This is a genomic window from Corynebacterium sp. SA-MJD20WY100 (assembly GCF_039822565.1).
GTDB lineage: Bacteria > Actinomycetota > Actinomycetes > Mycobacteriales > Mycobacteriaceae > Corynebacterium > Corynebacterium phoceense_A.
Genome location: NZ_JBCJKS010000028.1, coordinates 1 through 25,432, shown reverse-complemented (window position 1 = coordinate 25,432; position 25,432 = coordinate 1). Strand labels below are relative to the sequence as shown.

26 protein-coding genes and 1 tRNA gene are annotated in these 25,432 nt (G+C 64.3%); 10 read left to right on the top strand and 17 right to left on the bottom strand.

Going from position 1 to position 25,432, the window contains the following annotated elements:
* The first annotated feature begins 52 nt into the window (after positions 1-52).
* The gene (locus tag ABJ196_RS11965) at positions 53-436 is read left to right on the top strand and encodes a DUF5997 family protein (protein WP_347307401.1); all 384 of its coding nucleotides are present in this window, start codon (positions 53-55) and stop codon (positions 434-436) included.
* A 151-nt stretch (positions 437-587) separates the two neighbouring features.
* Here ABJ196_RS11965 and ABJ196_RS11960 read toward each other — a convergent pair whose 3' ends face one another.
* The 3 genes from ABJ196_RS11960 to glyA are packed head-to-tail and all read right to left on the bottom strand — an operon-like array spanning position 588 to position 4,461.
* Positions 588-1,217: an aminotransferase class IV gene (locus ABJ196_RS11960; protein WP_347307399.1), complete on the bottom strand. Its 630-nt coding sequence runs from the start codon at positions 1,215-1,217 to the stop codon at positions 588-590.
* A complete protein-coding gene (locus ABJ196_RS11955; RefSeq protein WP_347307397.1) occupies positions 1,217-3,145 on the bottom strand; it encodes a chorismate-binding protein in 1,929 nt (642 codons plus the stop codon). Before ABJ196_RS11955 ends, ABJ196_RS11960 begins: the two co-directional genes overlap by 1 nt.
* A 20-nt stretch (positions 3,146-3,165) precedes the next feature.
* On the bottom strand, positions 3,166-4,461 hold the full coding sequence (gene glyA / locus ABJ196_RS11950) for a serine hydroxymethyltransferase (protein WP_347307395.1): 1,296 nt from the start codon (positions 4,459-4,461) through the stop codon (positions 3,166-3,168).
* Positions 4,462-4,645: 184 nt separating this feature from the next.
* Here glyA and coaA point away from each other — a divergent pair, with 184 nt between their 5' ends.
* Positions 4,646-5,572 carry a type I pantothenate kinase gene (gene coaA / locus ABJ196_RS11945; RefSeq protein ID WP_257053768.1) on the top strand — a complete coding sequence of 309 codons (927 nt, stop codon included), beginning with the start codon at positions 4,646-4,648 and terminating at the stop codon, positions 5,570-5,572.
* On the opposite strand, the gene ABJ196_RS11940 is transcribed toward coaA, so the two are convergent.
* The 5 genes from ABJ196_RS11940 to mca form a co-directional block, all read right to left on the bottom strand.
* The gene (locus tag ABJ196_RS11940) at positions 5,569-6,069 is read right to left on the bottom strand and encodes a flavodoxin domain-containing protein (RefSeq protein ID WP_347307393.1); all 501 of its coding nucleotides are present in this window, start codon (positions 6,067-6,069) and stop codon (positions 5,569-5,571) included. The genes coaA and ABJ196_RS11940 overlap by 4 nt on opposite strands.
* Positions 6,066-6,836 (bottom strand): isoprenyl transferase, encoded by a 771-nt coding sequence (locus tag ABJ196_RS11935; protein ID WP_347307403.1) that lies wholly within the window; start codon positions 6,834-6,836, stop codon positions 6,066-6,068. Before ABJ196_RS11935 ends, ABJ196_RS11940 begins: the two co-directional genes overlap by 4 nt.
* Positions 6,837-6,864: 28 nt before the next feature.
* Positions 6,865-7,944: a 3-deoxy-7-phosphoheptulonate synthase gene (locus tag ABJ196_RS11930; RefSeq protein ID WP_347307391.1), complete on the bottom strand. Its 1,080-nt coding sequence runs from the start codon at positions 7,942-7,944 to the stop codon at positions 6,865-6,867.
* A gap of 316 nt (positions 7,945-8,260) precedes the next feature.
* Positions 8,261-8,578, bottom strand: coding sequence for a hypothetical protein (locus ABJ196_RS11925; protein ID WP_347307389.1), 318 nt, complete (start codon positions 8,576-8,578; stop codon positions 8,261-8,263).
* A gap of 3 nt (positions 8,579-8,581) precedes the next feature.
* Positions 8,582-9,469, bottom strand: a complete 888-nt coding sequence (mca, locus tag ABJ196_RS11920) for a mycothiol conjugate amidase Mca (RefSeq protein WP_347307387.1) — start codon at positions 9,467-9,469, stop codon at positions 8,582-8,584.
* 100 nt (positions 9,470-9,569) lie between these two features.
* On the opposite strand from mca, the gene ABJ196_RS11915 reads away from it, so the two are divergent.
* The 3 genes from ABJ196_RS11915 (at position 9,570) to ABJ196_RS11905 (ending at position 11,088) form a co-directional block, all read left to right on the top strand.
* The gene (locus tag ABJ196_RS11915; RefSeq protein ID WP_347307386.1) at positions 9,570-10,052 is read left to right on the top strand and encodes a DUF4307 domain-containing protein; all 483 of its coding nucleotides are present in this window, start codon (positions 9,570-9,572) and stop codon (positions 10,050-10,052) included.
* A 173-nt stretch (positions 10,053-10,225) separates the two neighbouring features.
* Positions 10,226-10,747 (top strand): transcription elongation factor GreA, encoded by a 522-nt coding sequence (gene greA, locus ABJ196_RS11910; RefSeq protein WP_347307384.1) that lies wholly within the window; start codon positions 10,226-10,228, stop codon positions 10,745-10,747.
* Between the two features lie 29 nt (positions 10,748-10,776).
* The gene (locus ABJ196_RS11905) at positions 10,777-11,088 is read left to right on the top strand and encodes a hypothetical protein (RefSeq protein ID WP_347307382.1); all 312 of its coding nucleotides are present in this window, start codon (positions 10,777-10,779) and stop codon (positions 11,086-11,088) included.
* Between the two features lie 508 nt (positions 11,089-11,596).
* Here the strand turns inward: ABJ196_RS11905 and ABJ196_RS11900 are convergent.
* The 7 genes from ABJ196_RS11900 to ABJ196_RS11870 all read right to left on the bottom strand — a co-directional run bounded on the left by ABJ196_RS11900 (position 11,597) and on the right by ABJ196_RS11870 (position 17,906).
* Positions 11,597-12,409: a Bax inhibitor-1/YccA family protein gene (locus tag ABJ196_RS11900; protein ID WP_066491425.1), complete on the bottom strand. Its 813-nt coding sequence runs from the start codon at positions 12,407-12,409 to the stop codon at positions 11,597-11,599.
* 461 nt (positions 12,410-12,870) lie between these two features.
* Positions 12,871-12,947 (bottom strand) — tRNA-Leu (locus tag ABJ196_RS11895).
* An 86-nt stretch (positions 12,948-13,033) separates the two neighbouring features.
* Positions 13,034-14,008, bottom strand: coding sequence for a Ppx/GppA phosphatase family protein (locus tag ABJ196_RS11890; protein WP_347307380.1), 975 nt, complete (start codon positions 14,006-14,008; stop codon positions 13,034-13,036).
* A gap of 43 nt (positions 14,009-14,051) precedes the next feature.
* Positions 14,052-14,618, bottom strand: a complete 567-nt coding sequence (locus ABJ196_RS11885; protein ID WP_347307379.1) for a DUF501 domain-containing protein — start codon at positions 14,616-14,618, stop codon at positions 14,052-14,054.
* A gap of 86 nt (positions 14,619-14,704) precedes the next feature.
* Entirely contained in the window at positions 14,705-15,346 is a 642-nt protein-coding gene (locus tag ABJ196_RS11880) for a septum formation initiator family protein (RefSeq protein ID WP_347307377.1), read from the bottom strand.
* Between the two features lie 151 nt (positions 15,347-15,497).
* On the bottom strand, positions 15,498-16,775 hold the full coding sequence (gene eno / locus ABJ196_RS11875) for a phosphopyruvate hydratase (RefSeq protein WP_347307375.1): 1,278 nt from the start codon (positions 16,773-16,775) through the stop codon (positions 15,498-15,500).
* A 339-nt stretch (positions 16,776-17,114) separates the two neighbouring features.
* Positions 17,115-17,906 carry a lytic murein transglycosylase gene (locus tag ABJ196_RS11870; RefSeq protein ID WP_347307373.1) on the bottom strand — a complete coding sequence of 264 codons (792 nt, stop codon included), beginning with the start codon at positions 17,904-17,906 and terminating at the stop codon, positions 17,115-17,117.
* 173 nt (positions 17,907-18,079) lie between these two features.
* On the opposite strand from ABJ196_RS11870, the gene ABJ196_RS11865 reads away from it, so the two are divergent.
* Positions 18,080-18,508, top strand: coding sequence for a hypothetical protein (locus ABJ196_RS11865; RefSeq protein WP_347307371.1), 429 nt, complete (start codon positions 18,080-18,082; stop codon positions 18,506-18,508).
* Here ABJ196_RS11865 and ABJ196_RS11860 read toward each other — a convergent pair.
* On the bottom strand, positions 18,505-19,116 hold the full coding sequence (locus tag ABJ196_RS11860; protein ID WP_347307369.1) for a MazG nucleotide pyrophosphohydrolase domain-containing protein: 612 nt from the start codon (positions 19,114-19,116) through the stop codon (positions 18,505-18,507). The genes ABJ196_RS11865 and ABJ196_RS11860 overlap by 4 nt on opposite strands.
* Positions 19,117-19,175: 59 nt before the next feature.
* Here ABJ196_RS11860 and ABJ196_RS11855 point away from each other — a divergent pair, with 59 nt between their 5' ends.
* The 4 genes from ABJ196_RS11855 to efeB all read left to right on the top strand — a co-directional run bounded on the left by ABJ196_RS11855 (position 19,176) and on the right by efeB (position 24,062).
* The gene (locus ABJ196_RS11855; protein WP_347307367.1) at positions 19,176-20,693 is read left to right on the top strand and encodes an amino acid permease; all 1,518 of its coding nucleotides are present in this window, start codon (positions 19,176-19,178) and stop codon (positions 20,691-20,693) included.
* 187 nt (positions 20,694-20,880) lie between these two features.
* On the top strand, positions 20,881-21,684 hold the full coding sequence (gene efeU / locus ABJ196_RS11850; protein ID WP_347307365.1) for an iron uptake transporter permease EfeU: 804 nt from the start codon (positions 20,881-20,883) through the stop codon (positions 21,682-21,684).
* A 6-nt stretch (positions 21,685-21,690) separates the two neighbouring features.
* Positions 21,691-22,821: an iron uptake system protein EfeO gene (efeO, locus tag ABJ196_RS11845; protein ID WP_347307363.1), complete on the top strand. Its 1,131-nt coding sequence runs from the start codon at positions 21,691-21,693 to the stop codon at positions 22,819-22,821.
* A gap of 2 nt (positions 22,822-22,823) precedes the next feature.
* A complete protein-coding gene (gene efeB / locus ABJ196_RS11840; RefSeq protein WP_347307361.1) occupies positions 22,824-24,062 on the top strand; it encodes an iron uptake transporter deferrochelatase/peroxidase subunit in 1,239 nt (412 codons plus the stop codon).
* A gap of 38 nt (positions 24,063-24,100) precedes the next feature.
* Here the strand turns inward: efeB and ABJ196_RS11835 are convergent, their stop codons facing one another.
* The gene (locus ABJ196_RS11835) at positions 24,101-25,126 is read right to left on the bottom strand and encodes a zinc-dependent alcohol dehydrogenase (protein WP_347307359.1); all 1,026 of its coding nucleotides are present in this window, start codon (positions 25,124-25,126) and stop codon (positions 24,101-24,103) included.
* Between the last annotated feature and the right edge of the window lie 306 nt (positions 25,127-25,432).

Here is a 25,432-nt window from a genome sequence, read left to right as displayed (position 1 = left end):
GCCAAGGACCCCAATATCTTGTGCCACGCCCGAACCCCCGGCGAACTAATCAATGCACTCTAAAACCGGAAGAGCCATTTACCTTCCGGCCACCCCGGAAGAATTCCAGAACGGCGCCGTCACGCATGCGCAACTGCGCGAGCTCCAGGACAACCCGCCCCAGTGGCTTGTCACGCTACGCCAGGAGGGCCCGCACCCGCGTCCCATCGTGGCGCAGAAGCTGGGCATTTCCGTCAACGCCATGAAGAAGAACGACATGGACCGCCCGCTCACCACGGCCGAGATCAAGGCCCTGCTCGATGAGGCGCCTGAGTGGCTCACCGTCGCGCGCAAGCAGCATGCTGAGCAGCGCGCACGTGCTGCCGAGGGGGCTGCTCCCGGCACCGCCGTGGGTCCGTCGGTTGCGCACCGCGCCACAGAAAACGACGAAGACTAGTCCCGTTTCCCATCGCCGTTGTCCGCGGGCGCGGCGATTTTTCGTGTCTCCTTCACAAAGGCACTGTCCCGTTGGCAATAAGCGCAGGTCGCGCCATGACGCGGATTTTTCGCTACCAGCGGTTATTGCTATTGGGACATGGCTTTCGTGCTTAGAGGCGCTCGGCGCGCTGCCACAGGGCTACGTTGAGAGCGGCGGCGTCGAGCTCGACGGCAGGCGCGGGGATCGTCTGGCCGTCGTGGATCCACGCGACGACGGGTGTAAAACCGTGGAGGGCGCTGGCGACAAGAGCCGGGGATTTCTTTAGTTCGGCGAGTGGGACAGCGCGACGGCGCGGCGTGGGCAGGAGCCCGGCCTCGACGGCGGCGGTGACTGTGGTCGACGCAAGCGTCTGGGATTCGGGAGCCTGGACCCAGTCGCTGCCGTCAAAGACGAGGAGCGCGGCGTTGGCGGCCTCGAGTGCGTGACGGTTGGTGTGGAGCAGAGCGTCATCGGCGCCATATTCGCGGGCCTGCGCGCGTAACTCGCCGAGGACCGGCAGATCAGGCCCCTTGACGTGAGGCGTGGTGCGTGGGTCTTTGGTCTCCGGGATCCACAGCGTCGTCGTGCGGCGCAGCGGCGGGGCGGGACGGACATCGACGCCGGAGTCGGTGATGCGGGGGAACCACTCGCCGGTGCGCGGCACCGCGTCGAGGGACGGATAGCCAGCGCCGAAGCGGGTGCGGTGCAGGTCGGGGCGGATGGCGCGGCCGTCGCGGACGAGAAAAGAATCGACGCGCATTAGAGCTCCACTCCCAGGGCGCGCAGCGGCCGGGTCTTCACGAGGGTTTCCTCCCACTCGGCATGGGGGTTGCTCACGTGGAGCACGGCGCCGCCCATGCCGTAATAGGCGGCGGGGGCACCAGCGGAGCGGGCTTCGGCGCCGGGGATGACAAGGCCGCGGATGGTCATCGAGAAGTCCGCCGCGCCGTTCAGGCCGAGGTAGCCGTAGGCGCCGGAGTACACGCCGCGCCACGTGTCCTCGAGCGCGGCGATGATCTCCATCGTGCGCAGCTTGGGCGCGCCCGTCATGGAGCCGCCGGGGAACGCGACGCGGAGGACGTCGACTGCGGTGGCGGCAGGTCGCGTGGCGGTCGTGGCGCGCAGGTGGCCTTCGATGACGCAGAGCAGCTGGTGGACCGTGGCGTAGCTTTCCACGATAAACGGCGCAGGCACGGCAACGCGTTCGCAAACGCGCGAGAGATCGTGGCGGACCATGTCGACGACCATGAGTAGCTCGGAGCGTTCCTTCGCGCCGGCGAGTTCGGACTTGAGTCGGGCGTCTTCGGCAGGATCAGCGGAGCGGGGTCGCGTGCCCTTGATGGGCTTCGAGGTCACGCGGCCATTCGCGTCGACGGCGAGGAAAAGCTCGGGGCTCGTGGACAGCAGCGCGTTGCCTGCGAAGTCGATAAAGCCGCTGCGCGGCGTCGGGTTATCCGCGCGCAGGCTGAGATACGCGCCGAGCGGCTCGGGAGCCGTCGGGAGTTCAAGGCGGTTGGTGAGGCAGACCTCGTAGGACTCGCCGCGCGCCATGGCCACCTGGGCGCGGTCGATGAGCGCGAGGTAGTCGGCCTCGTCGTGGATGAGCCGCGCGGTGGCCGGATGCCGCATGGCGGCGGGCGCGTCCGCGGTCGCCACGTCCCAGTCAGTGTCATCTCGCAGGCTCACGCAATGGGTCACGCCGCGGGCATGGTCGATGACGACGGCGCGGTCAGTGAAAACGAACTCGGCGTCCGGGCCGGGTGCGTGGGGCAGGCGGCCGCGGAGAGCAGGCAGGACCTGCTCTCCCACCTCGTAGCCGAAGTAGCCCACCCAGCCGAGCGCGAAACCGCAGCCAGGTATCGGGGGACCCACGCGGTCAGGCAGACGGTGGGCAGCGAGCTCGGAGGAGAGTTTGGCGAAGACGTCGTCGCGGGTGACGTCGAAGGACAGGTGCCGGGCGCGCGGGCCGGAGTCGTCGCCGAGGATGCTGAATTCGCCCTCGGTGAGCCAGAAGCGGTTGCCGGTAAGCTGCGCCGCGACGGCCGCCGGATCGAGAGCGTGATCGAGGGTGCGCACAGCGAAGAACTCGGACGCGTAGTGTGCGCGGGCGAGCTCCAGAAAATTCGCGATAAGCGCCTCGCCAGCTTCTGCGCGAACGGACTCGGGGTGGAATTGGACAGCCCAGCGGGGGCGTTCGGTAGCTGCTATGCCCATGACCATGCCATCTTCGGCAGCCGTAGCGTCGGTAAGCGTCGCCGTCACAGTAAAGCGCTCCGGGACCTCAGTGGCCGCAAGCGAGTGGTAGCGCACGACGGGCAGCGGATTGGGCAGACCACGGAAGAGACCCGTGCCGTCGTGGGCGACGAGGGCCTCCTCGCCGTGGGCAGGGCGCGGGGCCGGTCCGACAGTGCCGCCGGCGAGATGCACCATGGCCTGCAGGCCCAGGCATACGCCGAGGATGGGGCCATCGAACTCGCGCAGGACGTCGGCGGTGATGCCCAGGTCCGCGGGGTTGGCTGGGGTACCGGGACCGGGTGAGATGAGGACGGCATCGGCAGCCGCAAGATCGACCGAAGCCCACGGGGTGTCATTGGGCACCACCGTGGGCTCGGTGTTGGTGACTCGTCGCACGTACTCCACCAGGTTGAAGGTAAAGGAGTCGTGGTTGTCGACGATAAGCAGGCGCATGGCCCGCTATTGTAGACCGCTTAGACCAGCTTCCAGTCCTCGAGGCCCTCGTAGAGCGGGAAGTCCTTGGCGACCTTCTCCACGCGAGCGCGCAGCGCGGCAACGTCGGCGTTCTTGCCAGCGGCCAGGGCGGTACCGATGATGTCGGCGACCTCGGTGAACGCGGCGGCGTCCAGGCCACGGGTGGCCAGGGCCGGGGTGCCGATACGCAGGCCCGAGGTGACCATCGGCGGACGCGGGTCGTTCGGGACGGCGTTGCGGTTGACGGTGATGCCGACCTCGTGGAGAAGGTCCTCGGCCTGCTGGCCGTCGAGCTCCGAGTTGCGCAGATCCGCAAGCACGAGGTGGACGTCGGTGCCTCCCGTGAGGACGTCGACGCCAGCGGCCTTGGTGTCCTCGGCAGTGAGGCACTCGGCGAGGATCTTCGCGCCCTCGAGGGTGCGGGCCTGGCGGTCCTTGAAGTCCTCAGACGCAGCGATCTTCAGCGCGATGGCCTTGGCTGCGATAACGTGCATAAGCGGGCCGCCCTGCTGGCCCGGGAAGACGTTGGAGTTGATCTTCTTACCAAGCTCTTCCTTGGCAAGGATCATGCCGGAGCGCGGGCCGCCCAGGGTCTTGTGGACGGTGGTGGACACGACGTCAGCATAGGGAACCGGGGACGGGTGCAGGCCAGCGGCCACGAGGCCGGCAAAGTGGGCCATGTCGACCCACAGCTTGGCGCCGACCTCGTCCGCGATCTCACGGAACGCCGCGAAGTCGAGGGTGCGCGGGTAGGCGGACCAGCCAGCGATGATGACCTTGGGCTTCTCAGCCAGGGCCTGCTCGCGGACCTTGTCCATGTCGATGCGCATGGTCTCCGCGTCGACCTCGTACGCGGCGACATCATAAAGCTTGCCAGAGAAGTTGAGCTTCATGCCGTGGGTGAGGTGACCGCCGTGGGCCAGGGACAGGCCCATGATCTTATCCCCCGGCTCGGCCAGAGCGGAGAGCACCGCGGCGTTGGCCTGCGCACCGGAGTGCGGCTGGACGTTGACAAACTCGGCGCCGAAGAGCTCCTTGGCGCGGGCAATGGCCAAGTCCTCGATGATGTCGACGTTCTCGCAGCCACCGTAGTAGCGGCGGCCCGGGTAGCCCTCCGCGTACTTGTTGGTGAGCACGGAGCCCTGTGCCTGCAGCACGGCGCGCGGCACGAAGTTCTCCGAGGCAATCATTTCCAGGGTGTCGCGCTGGCGGGAGATTTCGCCGCCGATGGCCTGGAAGACCTCCGGGTCGAGCTCGCGCATCTCCTGGTAACGCACATCATTATTAGCAGTCATTAACGTCCCTTACGTATCGTGTCTAAAAGTCCTGCAGGGCGGTGCGCGGGACTGGACCCGGGCACGCTGCCTATCATCATAGAGCAGCTCACAGCCGGGAAACACCCGAACCCCGCGGAAATCGTTTCAGCCTACGCCGGGGTCGAATGCGGGGAAAGCGGCAGAGAGTGCGACAATGGACGCCATGGCGCGCTTTACCGATCCCAGCCCGTACCTCGACTTCGACCGCGAAGCGTGGCGGGCACTGCGCAATTCCATGCCACAAGTACTCACGGCCGCCGAGGTCGAGGAGCTCTCCGGCATCGGCGAAAACATTGATCTTCACGAAGTCGCAGACATCTACCTGCCGCTCTCCCGCCTTATCCACATGCAGGTCTCCGCCCGCCAGAAGCTCACGACGGCCACGGACCACTTCCTGGGCAACCCACCTAATCACGTCCCGTTCGTCATCGCCGTCGCCGGCTCCGTGGCCGTGGGCAAGTCCACCACGGCGCGTCTGCTGCAGGTACTGCTGCAGCGCTGGGAGTCCCACCCCAAAGTCGACCTCGTCACCACGGATGGATTCCTCTACCCCACCGCGACGTTGAAGGAACGCGGGCTCATGAGCCGCAAGGGCTTCCCCGAGTCCTATGACCGCCGCGCGCTCATGCGTTTTGTCACCGAGGTAAAGTCCGGCCGCCCGAAGGTCGAAGCCCCCGTCTACTCCCACATCAATTACGACATCGTGCCAGGCAAGAAGCAGATCATCGCACAACCTGACATCCTCATCCTGGAGGGCCTCAACGTCCTTCAGACTGGCCCCACGCTCATGGTCTCTGACCTCGTGGATTTCTCCGTCTACGTCGACGCCCGCACCTCGATTGTCGAGAAGTGGTACATCGACCGCTTCCTCAAGCTGCGCCAGACCGCATTCCGCCAGCCCGGCGCGCACTTTTCCCACTACGCGGACTTGGACGACACCCGCGCGTATACGCAGGCGCGCGAGATTTGGCAGTCCATCAACCTGCCCAACCTCGTGGAGAATATTCTGCCCACCCGCGTGCGCGCCTCACTGGTGCTGCGCAAGGGCGAGAATCACCACGTCGAGCGCGTGCGCATGCGCAAACTTTAAGCGCCGTGCGCGCGAGCCCACTCCACAATGGGCGCCAGCTCTGCGAAGTCCACGCGATCGACGTCGTGGTCGTAGGCTTCGATCATCGCACGCTCGTTTTCTGACTTGCGCGGCTTGAGCTTGAGCGCGGAGATGATGCCCGTCATCACCGTGCGGTGCGCGGCGGACAGCTCCGAGTAGTTCATGCGGCCAGGCAGGTAAAAACGCGCAACGTCTGGGACCATCCCGGCGAGCTGGTCCTTCTCACGCGCGACCTCGAGCAGCGTCATGCCCACAGCCACCGCGGCGACCGGACGCGAGCCGAAGTCGTGGTCCTTAATGAAGGACGCAGCTGGAACACTGGGGCCATGGACCGGAGAAGCCACGATGACAGGGCCGTCGGACGGGGCGAGCGAGGCATCGGCGAAGTCCACCACGGAGGCATCGAGAAGCTGCCCCAGCTCCATGGCATACTCGCGCGTCGCGCCGTAGACGCTGGTGTAAAAGACCGTTGTCACTTGCCAAACCTCCGGGAGCGTTGCGAGTAATCGCGCAGCGCGCGCAGGAAGTCGATCTTGCGGAACGCGGGCCAGTAGGTATCCGTGAACCAAATCTCGGAGTACGCGGACTGCCACAGGAGGAAGCCGGACAGTCGCTGCTCGCCAGAAGTACGGATCACGAGGTCCGGGTCCGGTAGCCCCTTCGTGTACAGGTGTGACGTGATGGACTCCGCAGTAATTCGCGAGGCCATCTCCGCAGCGGTGATTCCCGCAGCGGCCTCGGCGCGGATGAGGTTTTGGACGGCGTCCACGATCTCCTGGCGCCCGCCATAGCCTACGGCCACATTGACGATAATGCCCTCGTTATCCTTGGTGGGCTCCGCCGCCGCCTGCATACGGGACGACACGACATCCGGCAGCAGGTCGAGGTGGCCCACGAGGCGGACCTGGCAGTCGAGCTCCATGCTGGACAGGTGCTCAATAACATCGGAAATGATGTCGAAGAGCAGGTCGACTTCCTCCGCGGAGCGCTTGAGGTTCTCCGTGGAGAGCAGATAAATGGTGACGACCTCAACCTCGGTGTCAGCACACCAGCCGATCATCTCGCCGATCTTCGCTGCACCCACGCGGTGGCCGTGGCTCACATCCTCGAAGCCGGCCTCGCGCGCCCAGCGGCGGTTGCCGTCCGCCATAATCGCCACGTGCTTGGGCTGCGGAACGCCCTTGAGATCGCGTAGAAGCCGGGCCTCGTACAACGGGTAGAGGACCTTCGGCAGCGCGGGCAGTCGTGGCTCAAATTTCACGGTGTCTAGTCTAGCGCCCTGCACGCCGCGCGCGAACCGCCGAGGCCAGTTCTGCCAGCAAATCCACAGTGACGTCGAAGTCCATGCACTTATCCGTGATCGACTGGCCGTAGGTGAGCTCGCTCGGGTCATCGCCCAACTTCTGCGCGCCGCCCACCAGGAAGGACTCGAGCATAATGCCCGCGATGTGCTCGTTCCCGGCCGCGACCTGCGCCGCGATGTCGCGCGCGACCTCAGCCTGGCGCACGTGATCCTTGCCGGAGTTTGCGTGCGAGGCATCAATCATCAGGCGCGCGTCCTCCCCCAGCGTCTCCACTGCAGAGCTTACCGATGCCGCCTCAAAGTTCGGTCCGCTCGTCCCGCCGCGCAGGATGATGTGGCAATGGCGGTTGCCGTCCGTCTCCACGACGGACGGGGCGCCGTCATCCGAGGTGCCGAAGAAGAAGTGCGGCTCGCTGGCGGCGCCCACCGCGTCGATGGCAACCTGGACGTTGCCGTCCGTGCCGTTCTTGAAGCCAATGGGCATGGACATGCCGGAGGCGAGCTGGCGGTGGACCTGGGACTCCGTCGTACGGGCGCCGATGGCACCCCAGGCGACGGCGTCCGCGTAGTACTGCGGGGAGTTCGGCTCCAGGAACTCGCATGCGGTGGGCAGCCCCAGGTTGACGACGTCGGTGAGAATCTTGCGGGCCAGGCGCAGGCCACCCGGGATGTCGAAGCTCTGATCCAGGTGCGGGTCGTTGATAAGACCCTTCCACCCCACCGTCGTGCGCGGCTTTTCGAAGTACACGCGCATGACCACCTTGAGGTCGTCCGACAGCGCGCGGGCGAGCGGCGCCAGACGGTTGGCGTAGTCCATCGCCGCGACCGGGTCATGGATGGAGCAGGGACCAACGACCACGACGAGGCGGTCATCTTCGCCGTCGAAGACCTCCGCGATCTCCTGGCGGTCACGCTCGACGGCGGCCATTTGCTCCGGGGTGAGCGGATGTTCTGCTTGGAGCTCGGCCGGCGTGGGCAGCTCATGGAAGGCGCGGACACGGCGGTTGGACGTCGAGGCCGGGTGGGACAGGGAGACGGGTGCGGACATCGCGGGAAACTTTCTGTGGTTCGGGATGAGCCGCCGCCCCGCAAGCTTCCAAGCCTCGGAGCGGCAAACAAAAAGCAGCTCCTCATCGTGAGGGCTGCTTCAAGGCTCCGGGCTTAAAAGGTGTGCGTTATGCCGACAACGTGGCAAGCGCGCGGGTCATACCCGGAGCCTTGCCAAAATAAAATCGGTGAACGAACATACCGCTTACCGTAGCATACGGGGGTGAGCCTATACCCCATGAGACGGGACACCGCACCCGCGACATGAGAAACCCGCGAGCGGCACGAGGCCATCCCGCGGGTGTGTAGGCACGAGACTAGAAGATGTACTTCTTGCTGTTGTCGTAAATGCCGGCGTCCTTCATCGCGGCATCGAGAGCCTCCTGGTCGAAAGGATCAATGCCGTGATCTTGCGCGAAGAGCTGGCGGCGGCGGAAGCGCGAGTAGCGGCGATGGAAGAACCAGCCAGCGGTAAGCACGGCGACACCCATGAGCGCGAGGACAAGCAGGCCAATGGGCGAGGCCTTGCCAAACTCAGGGCCCATCGGGCCATCTGACGCGGTCGACTGCGCGAGCACGTACAGCGTCGGCTGCACGGAGGACGTAGCAGCGGCGAGAGTACTAACAATGGTCATGGTTTAAGCTTCCTCTTTTTCTTGGATGCCCGCAAATAGATCGGTCTCCGGAAGATCCGTCGCCACGCGGGTGCGCGCGAGCTCGAATTCCTCCGTAGGCCAAAGGCGGCGCTGGTCCGCCGCCGGCGTAATGAGGAACGCTCCGGCCGGATCGATCTGCGTCGCGTGGGCGCGCAGCGCCGCCTCGCGCTGCTCGAAGTAATCACCGCACTCGACCTGCGTGGTAACACGGGACATGATGTCGCCGAACGTCGTGTCCCAGCGGGCCATCATCGGCGAGTACGGACTCGGCTTACCCGCTGCCAGTAGCTCGTCGTGGAAGAGCTTCATGCGCTGGAAGACGAAGCCGTGCGTGTAGTAGAGCTTGAGCGGCTCCCACGGCTGGCCCAGCTCCGGGTGGTAGTCCGCGTCGCCGGCCTTCTCCCACGCGATCATGGACGCGCGGTGGACCATGAGATGGTCCGGGTGCGGGTAGCCGCCGTTTTCGTCATAGGTAACGATGACGTGCGGGCGGAACTCACGAATGACCTTGACCATCGCCTGCGCAGCGTTATCATCGCCGATCTTGGCAAAGCAGCCCTCGGGCAGCAGGTTCTCAATTTCTTCCGGGGTGCCCTCCGGCAAGCCGGAGTCGACGTAGCCCAGCCACTGGTGCTGCACGCCCAAGGCCGCGGCGGCGCGCGCCATTTCTTCGTGGCGCACTTCAGCCATGTGTTCCACAATGCCCGGCTTGTCCATCGCCGGATTGATAATGTCGCCGCGCTCGCCGCCGGTGCAGGTAAGAACAAGGACGTCGTTGCCCTCTGCGGCATACTTTGCGGTCGTCGCTGCACCCTTGGACGACTCATCATCCGGGTGCGCGTGAATGGCCATGAGGCGCGATCCGCTCATCAGTAACCCCTACTATCATTTCTCATCGCTTCAAGCTTGTAACCCTACACAGTTTAGGCCACTTTCTAGCACACGCGAACACGGGCTAAACTAGGTCTTCATGAGCACATCTGATGGCGGCCAGTCGCGCCGTTCCGCCCGCTACGCAGAACGTACCAACCATGAATCCCGCGAAGACTCTTTCAACATCACGAGCAAAGCCATCGCGCTGGTCTTCGTCGCCGTCATCATTGCCACCATCTTCTACGGCTTCCGTTACTTCCAATCGCGCGAGCAAACGAACGCTGAAATCTCCATGGTCACCCAGCAGATCATCAGCGATGACACCACGCGCGTGTGGGCTGACATCACGCGCTCGCGTCCCGAGGAAGCCGCCTACTGCATTCTCGTCGCCTACGACTACGAGAAGGCCGAGGTCGGCCGCCGCGAAATCGCTCTTGCTCCCGACGGCAAGGAGTCGATCCGTGTCTCCGTCGACGTTCCCACCAACGCCCGCGCCGTCGCTGGCGGCGTCTACGGTTGCTCCAGCCTTGTCCCACCGTACCTCGACACGGAGAACCCGCAGTACAACGTCGAGTCCTAGCCCGCGCCCCGCGCACGCACTTCCCCAAACCGCGAACCACACCATGGCCGACGTGGGCATATCGCTGTGCTAAAATTTTGAGTCACACATGGTCTGGCCGCTCGTTGCGGCTGGGCCCTTATGCTGGTTGCACCAGCAAACCTCACAATCCATCTTTAAGGGAAGGTCGCCGCATGGCTGAGCACCAGAAGCAATACATCACTCCGGAAACCAAAGCCAAGCTCGAAGAGGAGCTGCAGGCTCTTATCGACCACCGCCCGGTCGTTGCTGCGGAAATCAACGAGCGCCGCGAGGAAGGCGACCTCAAGGAGAACGCTGGCTACGACGCCGCGCGTGAGATGCAGGACCAGGAAGAGGCCCGCATCAAGCAGATCTCCGAGGTCCTCGCTAACTCCACCACCGAGCGTTCCGGTGTCGAGGAAGGCGTCGCCAACGTCGGCACCGTTGTCCACGTCTACTACAACGGTGACAAGGACGATAAGGAAACCTTCCTCATCGGTACCCGCGCTGCCGCCTCGGACAACCAGGACCTGGAGACCTACTCGGAGCAGTCCCCGTTGGGCGCCGCCATCCTCGGCGCGCACGAGGGCGAGACCCGTGAGTACACCGCTCCCAATGGCAAGACCATCTCGGTGACCATCGAGTCCGCCGCTCCGTACGACTCCGCCAAGGCCGCTACTCCGCGCGGGGCTTAATTTCTCTCATCACCCAAGGATTGTTCATCATGAAGAAATTCACTGCTTCTGTGGCACTCGTGGCCGCCGCTGTCTCTCTTGCGGCATGCCACCCGGCTCACGAGAAGGACTCTGAGGTCAAGGTCACCAACGCCGTGACCCAGGCACCGAACGTCACCGCAGAAAAGTCTGCAGACAACACCGCAACCATGGTCACAACCCCGGCCGCCACGATTGCGGGAGAGGCCACCCCGGTTGAGGGTGCTGCTACCGCCGCTGAGGAAGGCGTCGAGGGCGCCGCAGCCACTGCCGCCACCGCGGTCGAAGGCGCTGCCGCCACTGCTCAGCAGTCTGCTCAGTAAGCACGCCAACACTCAAAGCCCGGCCGCACCGTAGTGCGGCCGGGCTTTCGCGTTGCCGCCCTTCCCTCAGGACAGCCACGCGGCAGTGGCACCACCCCCGAGTAGCAGTGCCCCCGCCGCGCCGGGCGGTGGCACCACCCCCGCAGGTACCACCACCCTGAACGTGTCCCCCACGAACAATTTTGCACAATTTATTTGGCGCATTCCCCCTCACGGCTTAATTCTCAGAATTAAGAAATACCAAACCGGATAACGACTTTTAAACGCAAAAGTAAAAAGCAACTAAAGTCCGCAGGATATGCGTTGGCAGCCACAACACCAACCATGTAGGGACGCGCGTCACAACGCTTGAAACGGCTACCCCCGCCTACCCCAAATAACCAAAGTGCAATTAAGCCAACATACAGGTACTACCCATGAAGCTGCTATAGAGCCTGTTCAAACCTCACGAAAATACGACAGTGCCCGCGGTAATCACGTCACCGCGGGCACTGTGTTTTAAAAGCTTTTAGCGATTCTGGAAGTAGCTCAGCAGACGGAGAATCTCCGTGTAGAGCCAGACCAGCGTCACGGCGAGCCCCAGCGCCACGCCCCAGGCGTTGCGAGCCGGAGCCTGCGCGCGGATGAGACGGTCTGCTTGGTCGAAGTCCGTGAGGAAGGACAGCGCACCGAGGACGATGCACACGAGCGAGAAAATAATCGCCAGCGGGCCGCCGTCACGCAGCGGGCTGAAGCCGGTAAACAGTGCGAGCAGCAGGTTGCCCAGCGCCAGCACAGCCACACCCACGAGCGCGCCCAGCATGATCTTGTTGAACTTCGGCGTCACGCGCACCGCTCCCGTCTTGTAGACGAAGAGCATGCCAATGAACACGCCCACGGTACCGAGCACTGCCTGGCCGATGAGCGAGGCAGCAGACGCGCCGCCGACCGTCACGTTGGTGAACATGAAGGAGAACCCGCCCACGAACAGGCCCTCAAAGACGGCGTAGATAAGCGTGGTGGCCGCGGAGCCCCACTTCTTACCGAACGTGGCCACGAGGACCGTTACAAAGCCGCCCAGCGCTCCCACGAGCGTGAGCAGCGAGGCCAGACCCGGGCTCACGAAGATCGCGATGCCGAAGTTGACAATGGCGCCGACGATAATGACGGCGAGGGTAATGCCGGTCTTCGTCACCACATCATCAACGGTCATGGGACGCTCAGCAGAGCCCTGCTGTGCGTAGTGGTTGCCGTCAAAAGAGCTGCCAGCGTAGGGGTTTGCAGAGTAGCTGTCCTGGCTGGAGCTGGTCAGAGAGTTCATGACCGGGTTGCTAGAGCGCACGGAAGTCACTGTCCTTTCACAGAATTCTTGTTCTTCTCCTCTATTTAACGCATGAAGTCGCGCAGAAGTTCCCGCCTGCGCGTTGGACTTTCTTACGCGGACTCACTCGCCTGCGAGGCGCCCCGGCTGCCTTCCGGCGGCGTCCCAGCCATCGGAGAACACGTTGTCTGTCTCCAGCGTGATTCTGTCGAGGTTGCGCGTCGAGTCGTGGTACTCACTCTGTTTATAGACATCACACGCCACGTCTTCCGGCACCACGATTTACGAGGTCAACACGTTATTCGTCCTATCCGTAATGTCATCGATGGAGGTAAAGACCTCAAAGTGAATCCGTGACATGCACGCCGCGCTGCCACGTCTCGCCTGTCACGCCGTCCAAGTACATTGAGTACTCGCCCTGCGATGGATTTCCCCCGAATTATGCGCGCAGGGCCGCAGGAAAATCCTGGCGGTGTGCTGTGTGGTGCCCCCACTGGGACTCGAACCCAGACTGAATTGATTTTAAGTCAACTGCCTCTGCCGATTGGGCTATGGGGGCCTTCGGTGCCTTTAGCTTATTGCACTCGCCACGGGCACTAAAAATTGGGACGGACTTAGGCGCCGTCCGGTGGGAGGTGCGGGCCTTTAGGAGGTGGGGGCATCGGCAAGCTTGGCAGCGAGACCTGCAATGATGCCGTCCAGGATGTCCTTCTCGCTGATGACGAAGGAGCGGGCCTCGGTGACCTTCTCCACGGCGTCGATGATGCCCTGGACGACCATGCTGCCGCCGCCAATGACGTCCGCGCGGCCCGGGTGAATGACCGGGTTGAGCACGAGCGAGGCGCTGGTCTCGATCAGAATCTGGTCAATGAGCACGCGCAGGGCGTCGAAGCGCAGGACGGAGCCGTGAATGGCATCGGAGTCGTAGCGTTCTAGGCCCTGGGCCAGCGCCGACATCGTGGTAAACGTGCCAGCGCAGCCGACGAAAGTGCGCGCCTGGTCGAGCGGCACAATCTTGAGGACATCCTCCATGCGCTCGGCGACGTAGTCGCGGGCAATCTCCAGCTCCGTCTCCGTGGCCGGGTCTGAACGCATGATGCGCTCCGTGAGACGCACCGAGCCCATTTGCGCCGAATGCGCGCCAAGCAGCTCGCCGTCCGCGGTGCCGACCACGAACTCGGTGGATCCGCCGCCCACGTCGATGACGCAGTAGGGTGCCTCATCGCGGCCCAAGTCCGCGACGGCGCCGGTAAAGGAGAGCTTCGCCTCCTCGTCGCCAGAGATGACCTCGGCGCGTGCACCGGGCTGAATCTCGCCAAGCAGCTCCGCAGTCATGGAGAAGAACTCCTCGCGGTTGCTCGCATCGCGCGAGGCGGAGGTGGCGACCATGCGCACGCGCTCGACCTTCTCAAACTTCATCTGCTTGACGTACTTCTTGAGCGCCGCGCGGGTACGCTCGAGCGCGGCCGGAGCGAACTCACCTGTGGCGTCGACGCCCTCGCCTAGGCGCACGATCTCCATGAGACGCGTGATATCACGGATGGTGCCATCCGGCTGCACGTCCGAGATAAGTAGACGGATGGAATTTGTGCCGCAGTCGACGGCTGCCACACGGGTCATGGGAATCTCCTTGCAGATACGGTGTGTGTAATCGTGCCGGGTTCTAGGCGTTGGGCACGTCGAACTGGGTCATGTCGATGCCCAGCTCCTCGACCGTCGGCCAGTCCTGCGGAATGGCGGTGCCGCGCAGATCCTTGTACTCGGCGGCCATGGCGACGGCCTCGGTGCCCAGGCGGAAGTGCTGCGGGCCCTCGGCAAGCGCGTAGGCGATGAGCACGTGGAGGCACTTGACGCGGTCCGGCATGCCGCCGCCGGAGAACTGCGTGCCGAGGTCCTCGATGGCGTTGCGCTCAGCCAGGAAGTGCTCGTGGGCGCGCTGATAGTCCGCGGCGAGCTCTTCGTCCTCGGCCAGGCGGGATTCCATCCACTTCATGACGTGGGCGACCTCGAGGCGCGAGGCCTCAGCCGTGAGCCGCGGGTCCGTGAGGTAATACAGCGTGGGAAACGGCGTGCCATCGGGCAGGCGCGGCGCGGTCTTCACGACGGCGGGCTGGCCGTCCGGAGTACGGTACGCGATGGCGAGCACGCCGCGGGCCGGGCGGCCAAGCTGCTCCTTGACGATCTCGAGATCGGCCGCCAACTGGGCGGCGTCGTTTTCTTGCGCGGTCATGCCCCATATTGTCGCACACCGCGCGCGGAGGCGAAGAACGCGGCCGTCTACCGCCCCGCGGCTACTTCGCGGCTACTTCGTGCCGGCTACTGGGCGGCGGGTTCGGCGGGAGCGTGCGCGCCCTCTGCGTCGGCGGGAACTTGCTGCTCCGAGACGGCCTCGGACACGGCCTCGGACACGGCCTCGGAGATTTCGCCGGACTCGCCGGTTTCTGCGGCGTTCGGGCTGTCGGAGACGGCGCCGTTGTCCACAGGCGGCTCGGCGAAGGAATCCCACAGGACCGTGTACCAGTCGCGGGAGTCCTCAACCTGCGTCTTATCCGTCGTCACGGCGGAGTCGTGCGTCATCGTAGGATCGAGGATGCGGTACGCGGTCTCCCCCGGCTTCACCACGCCCAGGCGGCGGCGGGCTTCCTGCTCGATATACGACTCCGAGCGGTACTTGTCGATCTCGGTGAGGAGGCGTTCCTTCTCCGCACTCTTCGCAGCGATGGCCTCGTTAAGGCGCGCAATCTCCGCGCGGCCCTGGTAGTAGTTATTGAGCGGCATGGCCACCGCGACGAGCACAATGATGAGCGCGAGAACCAAAATGCCCCAGCCCAGGATGTCGAGGCGCGTGCGCGCCTCCGCCCGGTCTTTCGCGGCGGCGCGCGCAGCTGCACGACGGTCCGCGTCGCGAGAGGCAACGGGGACGGTCGTCCGCGACTTCTTCTTCGAGCTGGGTGCCATAGGACTTCCCATCCTAGCCCGCCGCCGTGTCGATCTCCGGGCGCGGCGCGAGTCCACACGCAAAAATCCCGCCGTCCGAAGTGGACGGCGGGATAGTCGTCAGCGAGCTGGGCGCTGTGCGCATGCCACGCGGTGGGCGCGACGCGGGGCTTTAAGCCTGGAAGCGCGGGAAGGCGGAACGGCCGGCGTAGACGGCGGCATCACTAAGCTCCTGCTCAATGCGCAGCAGCTGGTTGTACTTGGCCACACGCTCGGAACGAGCCGGGGCACCGGTCTTGATCTGGCCGCAGTTGAGGGCGACAGCGAGGTCAGCGATGGTGGTGTCCTCGGTCTCACCGGAACGGTGGGACATCATGGTGCGGTAGCCAGCGCGGTGGGCCATCTCGACAGCGTCGAAGGTCTCGGTGAGGGTGCCGATCTGGTTGACCTTGACGAGGAGGGCGTTGGCGGCCTTCTTCTCGATGCCCTCGGCCAGGCGGGCCGGGTTGGTGACGAAGAAGTCGTCGCCGACGATCTGAACCTTGTCGCCAATGGCGGCGGTGAGCTTGGTGTAGCCCTCCCAGTCATCCTCCTGCAGCGGGTCCTCAATGGAGACGATCGGGTAGTTCGCGATGAGGTCCTCGTAGACCTTGGCCATCTCCTCAGCGGTGTGCTCGCCGCCCTCGAAGTGGTACTTGCCGTCCTTGTAGAACTCGGAGGAGGCAACGTCAAGCGCCAGGGCGATGTCCTTGCCCGGCTCCAGGCCAGCCTTCTTGATGGCCTCGACGATAAGGTCGAGAGCCGCCTTGGTGGACTCTGCCTCCGGGGCGAAGCCACCCTCGTCGCCGAGTCCGGTGGACAGACCCTTGGACTTAATAACGGACTTCAGGGAGTGGTAGACCTCAGCGCCCATGCGCAGAGCCTCAGAGAAGGACTCGGCACCGATCGGGGCAATCATGAACTCCTGGACGTCAACGCCGGAGTCGGCGTGGGCGCCACCGTTGACGATGTTCATCATCGGAACCGGCAGGAGGTGGGCGTTCGGGCCACCGATGTAGCGGTAGAGCGGCAGGCCAGCGGATTCAGCGGCAGCCTTCGCAACGGCGATGGACACGCCGAGGATGGCGTTGGCGCCGAGGCGGGACTTGTTCTCCGTGCCGTCAATCTCGATGAGCTTGGCGTCGATGAGGCGCTGGTCGTCGGCCTCCATGCCGGCGACCTCGTCCACGATTTCCTCGTTGATGTTGTGGACGGCGTTGAGAACGCCCTTGCCCAGGTAGCGGTCGCCACCATCACGCAGCTCGTGGGCCTCGTGGACACCGGTGGACGCACCGGACGGAACGCCGGCGACGCCGTGTGCACCATCCTCAAGGAAAACCTCAGCCTCAACGGTCGGGTTGCCGCGGGAATCCAGAATCTCACGGCCAAATACGTGCATGATGCCAGCCATTATGTGCTCACTCCTGTAAACATTGTGTGTGGTCTGAAAGGGTCCGAATCAGTCCGGCAGTGCGCGTAAGGTTCTATGCGTTCCAGCCTGAAACGAGGAAGTTTTTATTCCGCCCACAATTGTTCCAGATTTTTGCGATCTGTGGCGGGGCTGGGCAGAAAAATCAGCAAGCTCACAGTCCGTACAGCGGACATGGGCGACTCACACAGCGCCGCCGGAGCCCGATTCAGCTGGAAAACCATGCCGGAGTGCCCGATTACGCCCGAAAGTGTGGCATTTCCCACCTTTGTTCGACGGGAGACCGAACGGGCATCCGGACGGGCGTTGGCGGGGTTTGTTTTAGGAGTTTGCTGGCTGCGGCACGGCGTAGGAGTTCGCAGCCTTGGCAACGCGGGTGACGTAGTCGCGCGAATTGTTATAGGCATAGATAGCCTCGAGCCAGTCCTCTTCCACGGCGAGATCGCGGTCGTTATCACAGAGCAGCTTGGCGGCGCTCAGCGCGGCGTCATCAATCTGCTGTGGGTCGGCGACGCCGTCGCCGTCCGCGTCGAGGCCGAAGTGTTCCCACGTGCTGGGAATGAACTGGAGGGGGCCCACGGCGCGGTCAAATTCCGTGTCGCCGTCGAGGCGGCCGCCGTCAGTGTCCTCGATGCGCACCGTGTTATTCGTGCCGTCGAGCGGAATGCCCACAATCTTCGGGTCGGGGCGGCCGGTGGCGTCGAGGTTCGACGGCTTCAGCCAGCTGCCACCGTAGGTGCCGTGGCGGGTTTCGACCCACCCAAGGCCCGCGAGGGTGTTCCACCGCAGGTGACATTCGGGCCAGGCGTCGCGGGCGATGAGTTCCGCGTTGCCGTAGGCACGCAGGGCCTGCCCCGAGACGTCCGTCGACGCGGCGAGCGGGGCGGACCACTCGCGTAGCTCGTCTGCGGTGCGGCCAGGTGCGTGGACGTCTATGAGCGCGACGGGCTCGGGCACAGCCGGTGGGACGACGGCATCGACAGGCTGGAGCGTGCGCGTGGGAGACGGCACATGGAAATACGACATGAGCCACGCGACGAGAGAGACGACGAGGATTACGGCGAGGACCGCAGCACATCCGCAGCCACCCGCGCGCTTTACCCAATCAGTCATGACGGACAATCCTAGCGCTCCCCCGCACTTGCGCCGCGTTGCCCCACCCGACGCCTAGATTATGACAATTAAGTCTCAACTATTTACTTTTGTCACATTCGCGATTAAGGTGAGCGCGGAACTTTGTTCTCTACCGTGTTGTTGTTCTTCCCTCACCGTTATAAGGAATTTTCATGAAGCTTCGCGCCACCGCCGCCGCTGCGGCCGCCCTGTCCCTCACTATCGTCCCGTCCGCGTCCGCCGCACAGCTCGACCTCGGCACCCTGCTCGGCGCCGACGCCATCGCGTCCGGCGTCATCAACACCGTCGACTGCGGCACGCTGAAGACCGTACTCCAGGGCATCGACTCCGCCACCGAGGGCCAGCTCCTCACGGAGACCACCACGCAGAGCCAGCTCGCCAAGGGCCTCCAGGGCCTGGGCAAGGTCGAAGGCACGACCAACCCGGCGCTGGCGCTGGCGGCCGTGAAGTACTCCACCCAGACCGCGCAGCGCGCGCAGGCCTGCGGCATCGTCAAGGCTGACGCACCGGGCAGCTTCGGCCTGTCCTCGCAGCTCGAGACGGTCCTCCCGTTCGTCGAGACCCTGTCCTCGAAGGCTTAAACTTCGCTCGCCTTGCCGCGCGCCCACAGCTCGTCTTGGCGCTCGACCGACACGACGCCGGTCGAGCCGTCGAACAAGTAGGGCGCGCGGCTGCGCATTTTTCGCACGAAGCTCGTGGCAACGTCGCCAAAATCAAAGGCGCCGCGGCGCGCGGCGATTTCCGCATGGAAGAGCACCTGCAGCAGCACGTCTCCGAGCTCTGTGCACAGCTCGCTTTCCGATGCCCCCTCCTCCACCGCCGCAGCAAACTCCCGCGTCTCCTCCGCGAGGTACGGCAAGAGCGAGCGGTGGGTTTGGCCCATCTCCCACTCGCCGCGCGAGCGCGCGGCAGACATGATGCGTTGGGCCTCGTAGACCGGCTCGTGGCGCGAGGTGGCCTCGATAATCTCCTCGCCGGCGCTGATACGGACGGCGACGGCGGGGTCCGCGGCGTTCGTAGTCACGATGGTGCCGACGCCCGTAGGGTCGATTTTCGTGACGAGGTCCCCGAAGTTCCAGCGCACCCTGACGGGCAACTCGCCGGTATACGTCACCGGCTGGGTCACCCGCGCGAGCGCCTCCATGGGAATGAGGTCGGGCCAGCGTTCATCGAGCAACAGAACAGTCATGGCTCCTAGTTTCTCACAACGGTTTTCACCCGCCGCGTCAAGTCTGTAATTTTATACAAATGAACAACTCTTCCACAGGTGCAGCAGCCCTTACGGGCGCCGCCACGGCAGACGGCTCGGGCGCGCGCACCCACTCCGTCACCATCTGGACTCTCGTCGCGCTCATCATCGGTTCCACCGTCGGCGCGGGCATCTTCTCTCTCCCACAGAACATCGCGTCGGTCGCAGGCCCGGGCGCCATGCTCATCGGCTGGCTCATCGCAGGCGTGGGCATGCTCTCCGTCGCTTTCGTCTTCCAGATCCTGGCGCAGCGCAAGCCAGCGCTCGACTCGGGCGTCTATTCCTACGTGCGCGCGGGCTTGGGCGACTTTATCGGTTTTACCTCGGGCTGGGGCTACTGGCTAGGCTCGGTCATGGCGCAGGTCGGCTACGCCACATTGTTCTTTAACACGATCGGGCACTACGTGCCGTTCTTCGACGTGGACCACCGCTTAGCCTCGGCCATCGCGGTCTCCGCGCTGTCGTGGACGATCTTCGCGGTGCTCGCCCGCGGCATCAAGCAGGCCGCATTTATGAATATGGTGACGTCCGTGGCCAAGCTCGTACCCATCCTGGCGTTCGTCGTGCTCGTCGCGTTTTTCGGCTTTAGCTGGGACAAGTTCACCTTCGACTTCTGGGGCGAGGACTCCGGCACGCCGCTCTTCGAGCAGATCCAGGGCATCATGTTGTTCACCGTCTGGGTCTTCATCGGCGTCGAGGGTGCTTCGGTCTACTCCAAGCAGGCACGCACCCGCCGCGACGTCGGCCGCGCCACCGTCATCGGTTTTATCTCCGTGCTCGCGCTCCTTGTCTCCGTCTCCACGCTCTCCTTCGGCGTGCTAAGCCAGGCCGAGCTCGCCGCGCTCCCGGATAATTCAATGGCCTCCGTGCTCACCGCCGTCGTCGGCCACTGGGGCGGCGCGCTCATCTCGCTCGGCCTGTGCTTGTCCGTCCTCGGCGCCTACGTCTCCTGGCAGATGCTCTGCGCCGAGCCCATCGTGCTCATGGCCGTCGACGGCCTGCTCCCCCGCCGCATCGGCACCGTGAACATCGCGGGTGCCCCGTGGGTCGCGCAGCTCATCTCGACCATCGCCATCCAGATCTTCGTCGTTGTGTTCTACCTGAACGAGACCTCGTATAACGCAATGGTCCAGCTCGCCACCATCATGTACCTCCTGCCGTACATCTTCTCCGCGCTCTACCTCGTGCTGCTGGCCTCCCGCGGCCGCGGTTTCACGCGCCCCAGCGACAAATTCGACCTTTCGGGCCCCGAGGTTTCCCCGCGCGAGAACCGCCACCACCTCGCCATTGGCCTCGTCGCCTTCATCTACTCGTTGTGGCTCATCTACGCCGCCGACCTCGTCTACGTCCTCCTCGGCGCGCTCGCCGTCATCCCGGGTCTCATCCCCTACGTCGGCACGCGCCTAGCCAAGAAGGAGCGCGTCTTCAACGGCTTCGAGTGGTTCGTCGTCGCCCTCGTCTTCGTCGGCGCCATCGCCGCCGTGTGGGGCCTCGTCAACGGCAGTCTCACGCTCTAACCAGCACATTCCGCACTTCACGCCGCAACCGCGGCTTAACACAAATTGGGGTAGCCTCACCTTACGTGTGCTGCCCCTTTTGCATGCCGTCACACATCACGCCCGTTTTATTATGGCAAGCCTAACCTGAGTCGGATAATAAAAGCGGCGCGACCCGCCGCCACCCCACCTGCCCAGGAAGGACACCATGTTATTCGCCAACCTCCTCATCGGCCTGCGCGAGGGCCTCGAGGCCGCCATGGTCGTCACCATCCTCGCCGCCTACCTCACCAAGTCCGGACACTCGAAGCAGATGCGCTGGGTCTGGGCCGGCGTCGCCGCTGCCATCGCCGTGACGCTCGCCGTCTTCGCCATCATTTACTACGGCACCAAGACGCTGACCACGGTGGGCCAGGAGATTATTGGGGGCATCGGCAGCCTCGTCGCCGTGGCCCTGGTGAGCTACATGCTGCTGTGGATGCACGGCGCCTCGAAGAATATGAAGGCTGAGCTCGAAGGCAAGCTCGAACACGCCATCGCCGTCGGCCCCGGCTCTGTCTTTGTCCTGGCGTTTATGGCCGTCGTCCGCGAGGGCATCGAAACCGCGCTGCTCGTCTTCGACACCTTTGCCTACGGTTCCTCGGCCACGCCAGCGCTTGGTCTCTCGCTAGGCATCGCCATCGCCGTCGCGGTGGCCGTGGCCATGTACTTCGGCGCTATCCGCATCAACCTGCGCACGTTCTTCCGCGTCACAGGCATCCTGCTCGTCATCGTCGCCGCAGGCATCCTGCGCTACGGCCTTACGGACCTCCAGGAGGCCGGCCTGCTGCCGGGCCTGCACGCACTCGCCTTCGACGTCTCGCACATCATCGTCCCGGGCACCGCGCTCGCGACGTTTATCGAGGGCATCTTCAACCTTGTCCCCGCGCCCACCGCGCTGTCCATGGTGGGCTGGGCCGTCTACCTCGTTATCGCTCTGTACCTGTTTCTCCGACCGACTAAGAAAGCCTAACTACTCATGAACCGCACCGCTTCCGTTCTCGCCGCCGCCCTCGCGCTGGGATCGCTCACCGCCTGCGCGGACAAAGTCGATGAATCGCAATCCACCAACTTCACGGTCGCCGCCACGGACGACGCCTGCACCGTCTCCGGCGCCGAGGCCACCACCGGCACCTCGACCTTCGAAGTCACCAATAACGGTGAGAAGACCACGGAGTTCTACGTCTACACCTCCGGCGGCCGCGTCGTCGGCGAGGTCGAAAACATCGGCCCAGGCGCCACCCGCAAGCTCGTCGTCCAAATAACGGACCCGGGTGACTACACACTCACGTGTAAGCCGGGAATGGTCGGCGACGGCTTCTCCCAAACGCTGAAGGTGACCGGCGAGGCCGTGGAAGCCTCCACCGACGAGGTCCTCACCCAGGCCGTCGACGGGTACATCTCCTACGTCCGCTCGCAGACCACCGCGCTGCAGGGCCAGGTCGACGCGTTCGTCGCCGCCATCGAGTCCGACGATATCGACACCGCAAAGGAACTTTTCCCGCTCGCACGCACCCCATACGAGCGCATCGAACCCGTGGCGGAGTCCTTCCCGAACGACCTCGACCCGCGCATCGACCTACGCGAGGCCGACATCCAAGAGGGCGACACCTGGTCCGGCTTCCACAAGATCGAAAAGGATCTCTGGGTAAACAAGAAGATCACGGACGAGACCAAGGCGGACGCCGCCCAGCTCAAACAGGACATCGCGGAGCTCGTCGACGGCGTGGCCGCGGACGACTACACGCTCGCGCCCGTCCAGATCGCGTCCGGCGCTCAGGGCCTGCTCGACGAGATCGCCACGTCCAAGATCACCGGCGAAGAAGACATCTTCTCCCACACCGACCTTTACGACTTCCAGGCGAACCTCGACGGCTCCCGCGCGGCCATCGCGTCGCTGGAGAAGGCGCTCAACGAGCGCGACCCACAGCTGCTCACCGACATCAACGAGCGTTTCGACGCCGTCCAGACGCTGCTCGACGCGTACCGCGAGGGCGATGGCTTCGTCTCCTACGACAAGGTCTCTCAAGAGGAACGCCGCGAGCTTTCCGATGCCCTCGATGTCCTCACCGAAAAAGTCTCCACCGTCCAGGAAGTCGTAGCGAGCTAGCCATGAGTCGTTCATTTAGCCGTCGCGCGCTCTTCGGCGGGGCCGGTCTGCTCGCCGCGGGGACGGTCGCAGCATGCTCCGATAGCTCCGGCCGGGACGGAGTCACAGCCGCCGCGGCTATCGTAAAGTTCAACGGCGCGCACCAAGCCGGCATCGTCACGGCGCAGCAGGACCGTCTCCACTTCGCGGCGTTCAACGTCGTAACACAAGACCGCGCGGAACTCGAGGAGCTCCTGCGCACATGGACCGCCATGGCGCGGCGCATGACGCAGGGCCTGACCACCGTCGACGAGAATATTGCTGACGTGGGCCAGCACTCCGTCCCGCAGGATACCGGCGAGGCCTACGACCTGGAGCCGGCGAACCTCACGCTCACCATCGGCTTTGGCCCCTCGCTCTTTGACGAGCGCTTTGGGTTTGCCTCCGCACGTCCGGCCGAGCTGGAGGATTTGCCGAAGTTTGCGGGAGACCAGCTCATCGGAAAGCTCTGCGGCGGAGACATCGCCATCCAGGCATGCTCGGACGACCCGCAGGTCGCCGTGCATGCCATCCGCAACCTCGCGCGCGCTGGCCGCGGCGTGGTCGAATACAAGTGGTCGCAGCTCGGCTTCGGCCACGCGTCAGCCACGACACGCGACCAACAAACCCCGCGCAACCTCTTCGGGTTTAAAGACGGCACGAACAATATCAAGGCCGAGGACACCGACCTGGCGGACGAACATATCTGGGTCTCCGGCACGAACTCATGGCTCGACGGCGGCACGTTCCTCATCACGCGACGCATTCGTATGCTGCTGGAGAATTGGGACCGGCAGGTGCTCTCCGACCAGGAGGAGACGTTTGGTCGCGTCAAGAGCTCAGGCGCGCCGCTCGGCCGTGAGAACGAGTTCGACGAGCTGCCGCTCGACGAGTATGTCGGTACGTCGGGCCCGGTCATTCCGCTTACGGCGCATGCGCGGCTAGCGAGCCACCAGGAAAATGGCGGAGCGCGCATGCTACGGCGTGCGTATAACTTCACGGATGGCATCGACGACTTCGGTCATATGGACGCGGGGTTGTTCTTCATCGCAATCGTTAACTCCCCTGCCGAGCGGTTTATCCCCATTCAAAAGAAGCTCGCGAAGTCGGACAAGATGAATGAATACGTGCGCTACGAGTCGTCTGCCATCTTCGCCTGCCCGCCGGGGCTTGCCGATGACAACGATTGGTGGGGCCGCGGGCTCTACGAGGCCACGGCCTAGATGCGCCCGCGCCGCGTGCGTGCGGCGCGGACTCCTCCCTAATAGCGAATGACGCGGCGGCCTTCGATGCCGCCCTTGATAAGCCCCTCGAAGACCTCGTTGACCTCGTCGAGCTTGACCTCCTCGACCGTCGGCTTAATCATGCCGCGGGCGTAGAAGTCGAGCGCCTCCTCGAGATCCTGGCGTGTACCCACGAGCGAGCCGCGGATGGTGAGGCCCTTGAAGACGATGTCGAAGATGGGCGCGGGGAACTCTCCCGGCGGCAGGCCGTTGAAGACGATAGTGCCGCCCTTGCGCGCCATGCCGATGGCTTGGCCGAACGCCTGCGGATGGACGGCCGTGACGAGCACGCCGTGGGCGCCGCCCTTGGTGTACTCGGTAACGGCCTCGGCCGGGTCCGCTTCCTTGGCGTTGACGGTGTACTCGGCGCCGTGCTTCTTCGCCAGCGCTAGCTTCTCTTCTGAGATATCCACCGCGATGACGCGCATGCCCATGGCGACGGCGTATTGCACCGCGATGTGCCCCAGTCCACCGATGCCGGAGATGACCATGAACTGGCCCGGGCGCGTCTCTGAGACCTTGAGTCCCTTGTAGACCGTGACGCCAGCGCAAAGAATCGGCGCGACCTCGATCGGGTCCGAGCCTTCCGGGATGCGCGCGCAGTAGCGGGTGTCCACGAGCATGTACTCGCCGAACGAGCCGTCCACGGTGTAGCCACCATACTCCGCCTCGTCACACAACGTTTCCCAGCCGGTACGACACTTCTCGCACACACCACACGCGGACCACAGCCAGACGTTGCCCACGATGTCGCCTACCTCGACGGTGTGCTCGCCCGGCCCCAGCTTGACCACTTCGCCCACGCCCTCGTGCCCCGGGATGAACGGTGGCTCCGGCTTCACAGGCCAGTCGCCTTCCGCGGCGTGGACGTCCGTGTGGCAGATGCCCGACGCAAGGTTACGCACGAGTGCTTGGTTGCGACCCGGTTCCGGAAGATCCGCCTCGCGGATATTCAGGGTAGGTCCGAATTCTTCGACGACAGCGGCAGTGAATGTATCACTCATTATGTACTCCTTTACTACGGGTCGATGACGTCACCCAGACTAGAAATCTCGCTCGCGTGCGCGAGCCGCCCTACCCCGCTGCAAATTCCGCAAAACTGTGACCTAACACGAAACCTACGCGATGAGTGATATAGCGCATTCAGTCTGCAAAGATCGCATTTTTACCCCCGACCTGCATAAATGAATACCCATTTCATTAACCTCGGTCGTTTCCTCCATCCCGCACGAAGGCATGCCGAATTGCCCGCCCTTCGGGGCGGGTTGTCGTTTGTGAGGGTTAGTCCACGGTGCAGAGCAAGCGCTTGC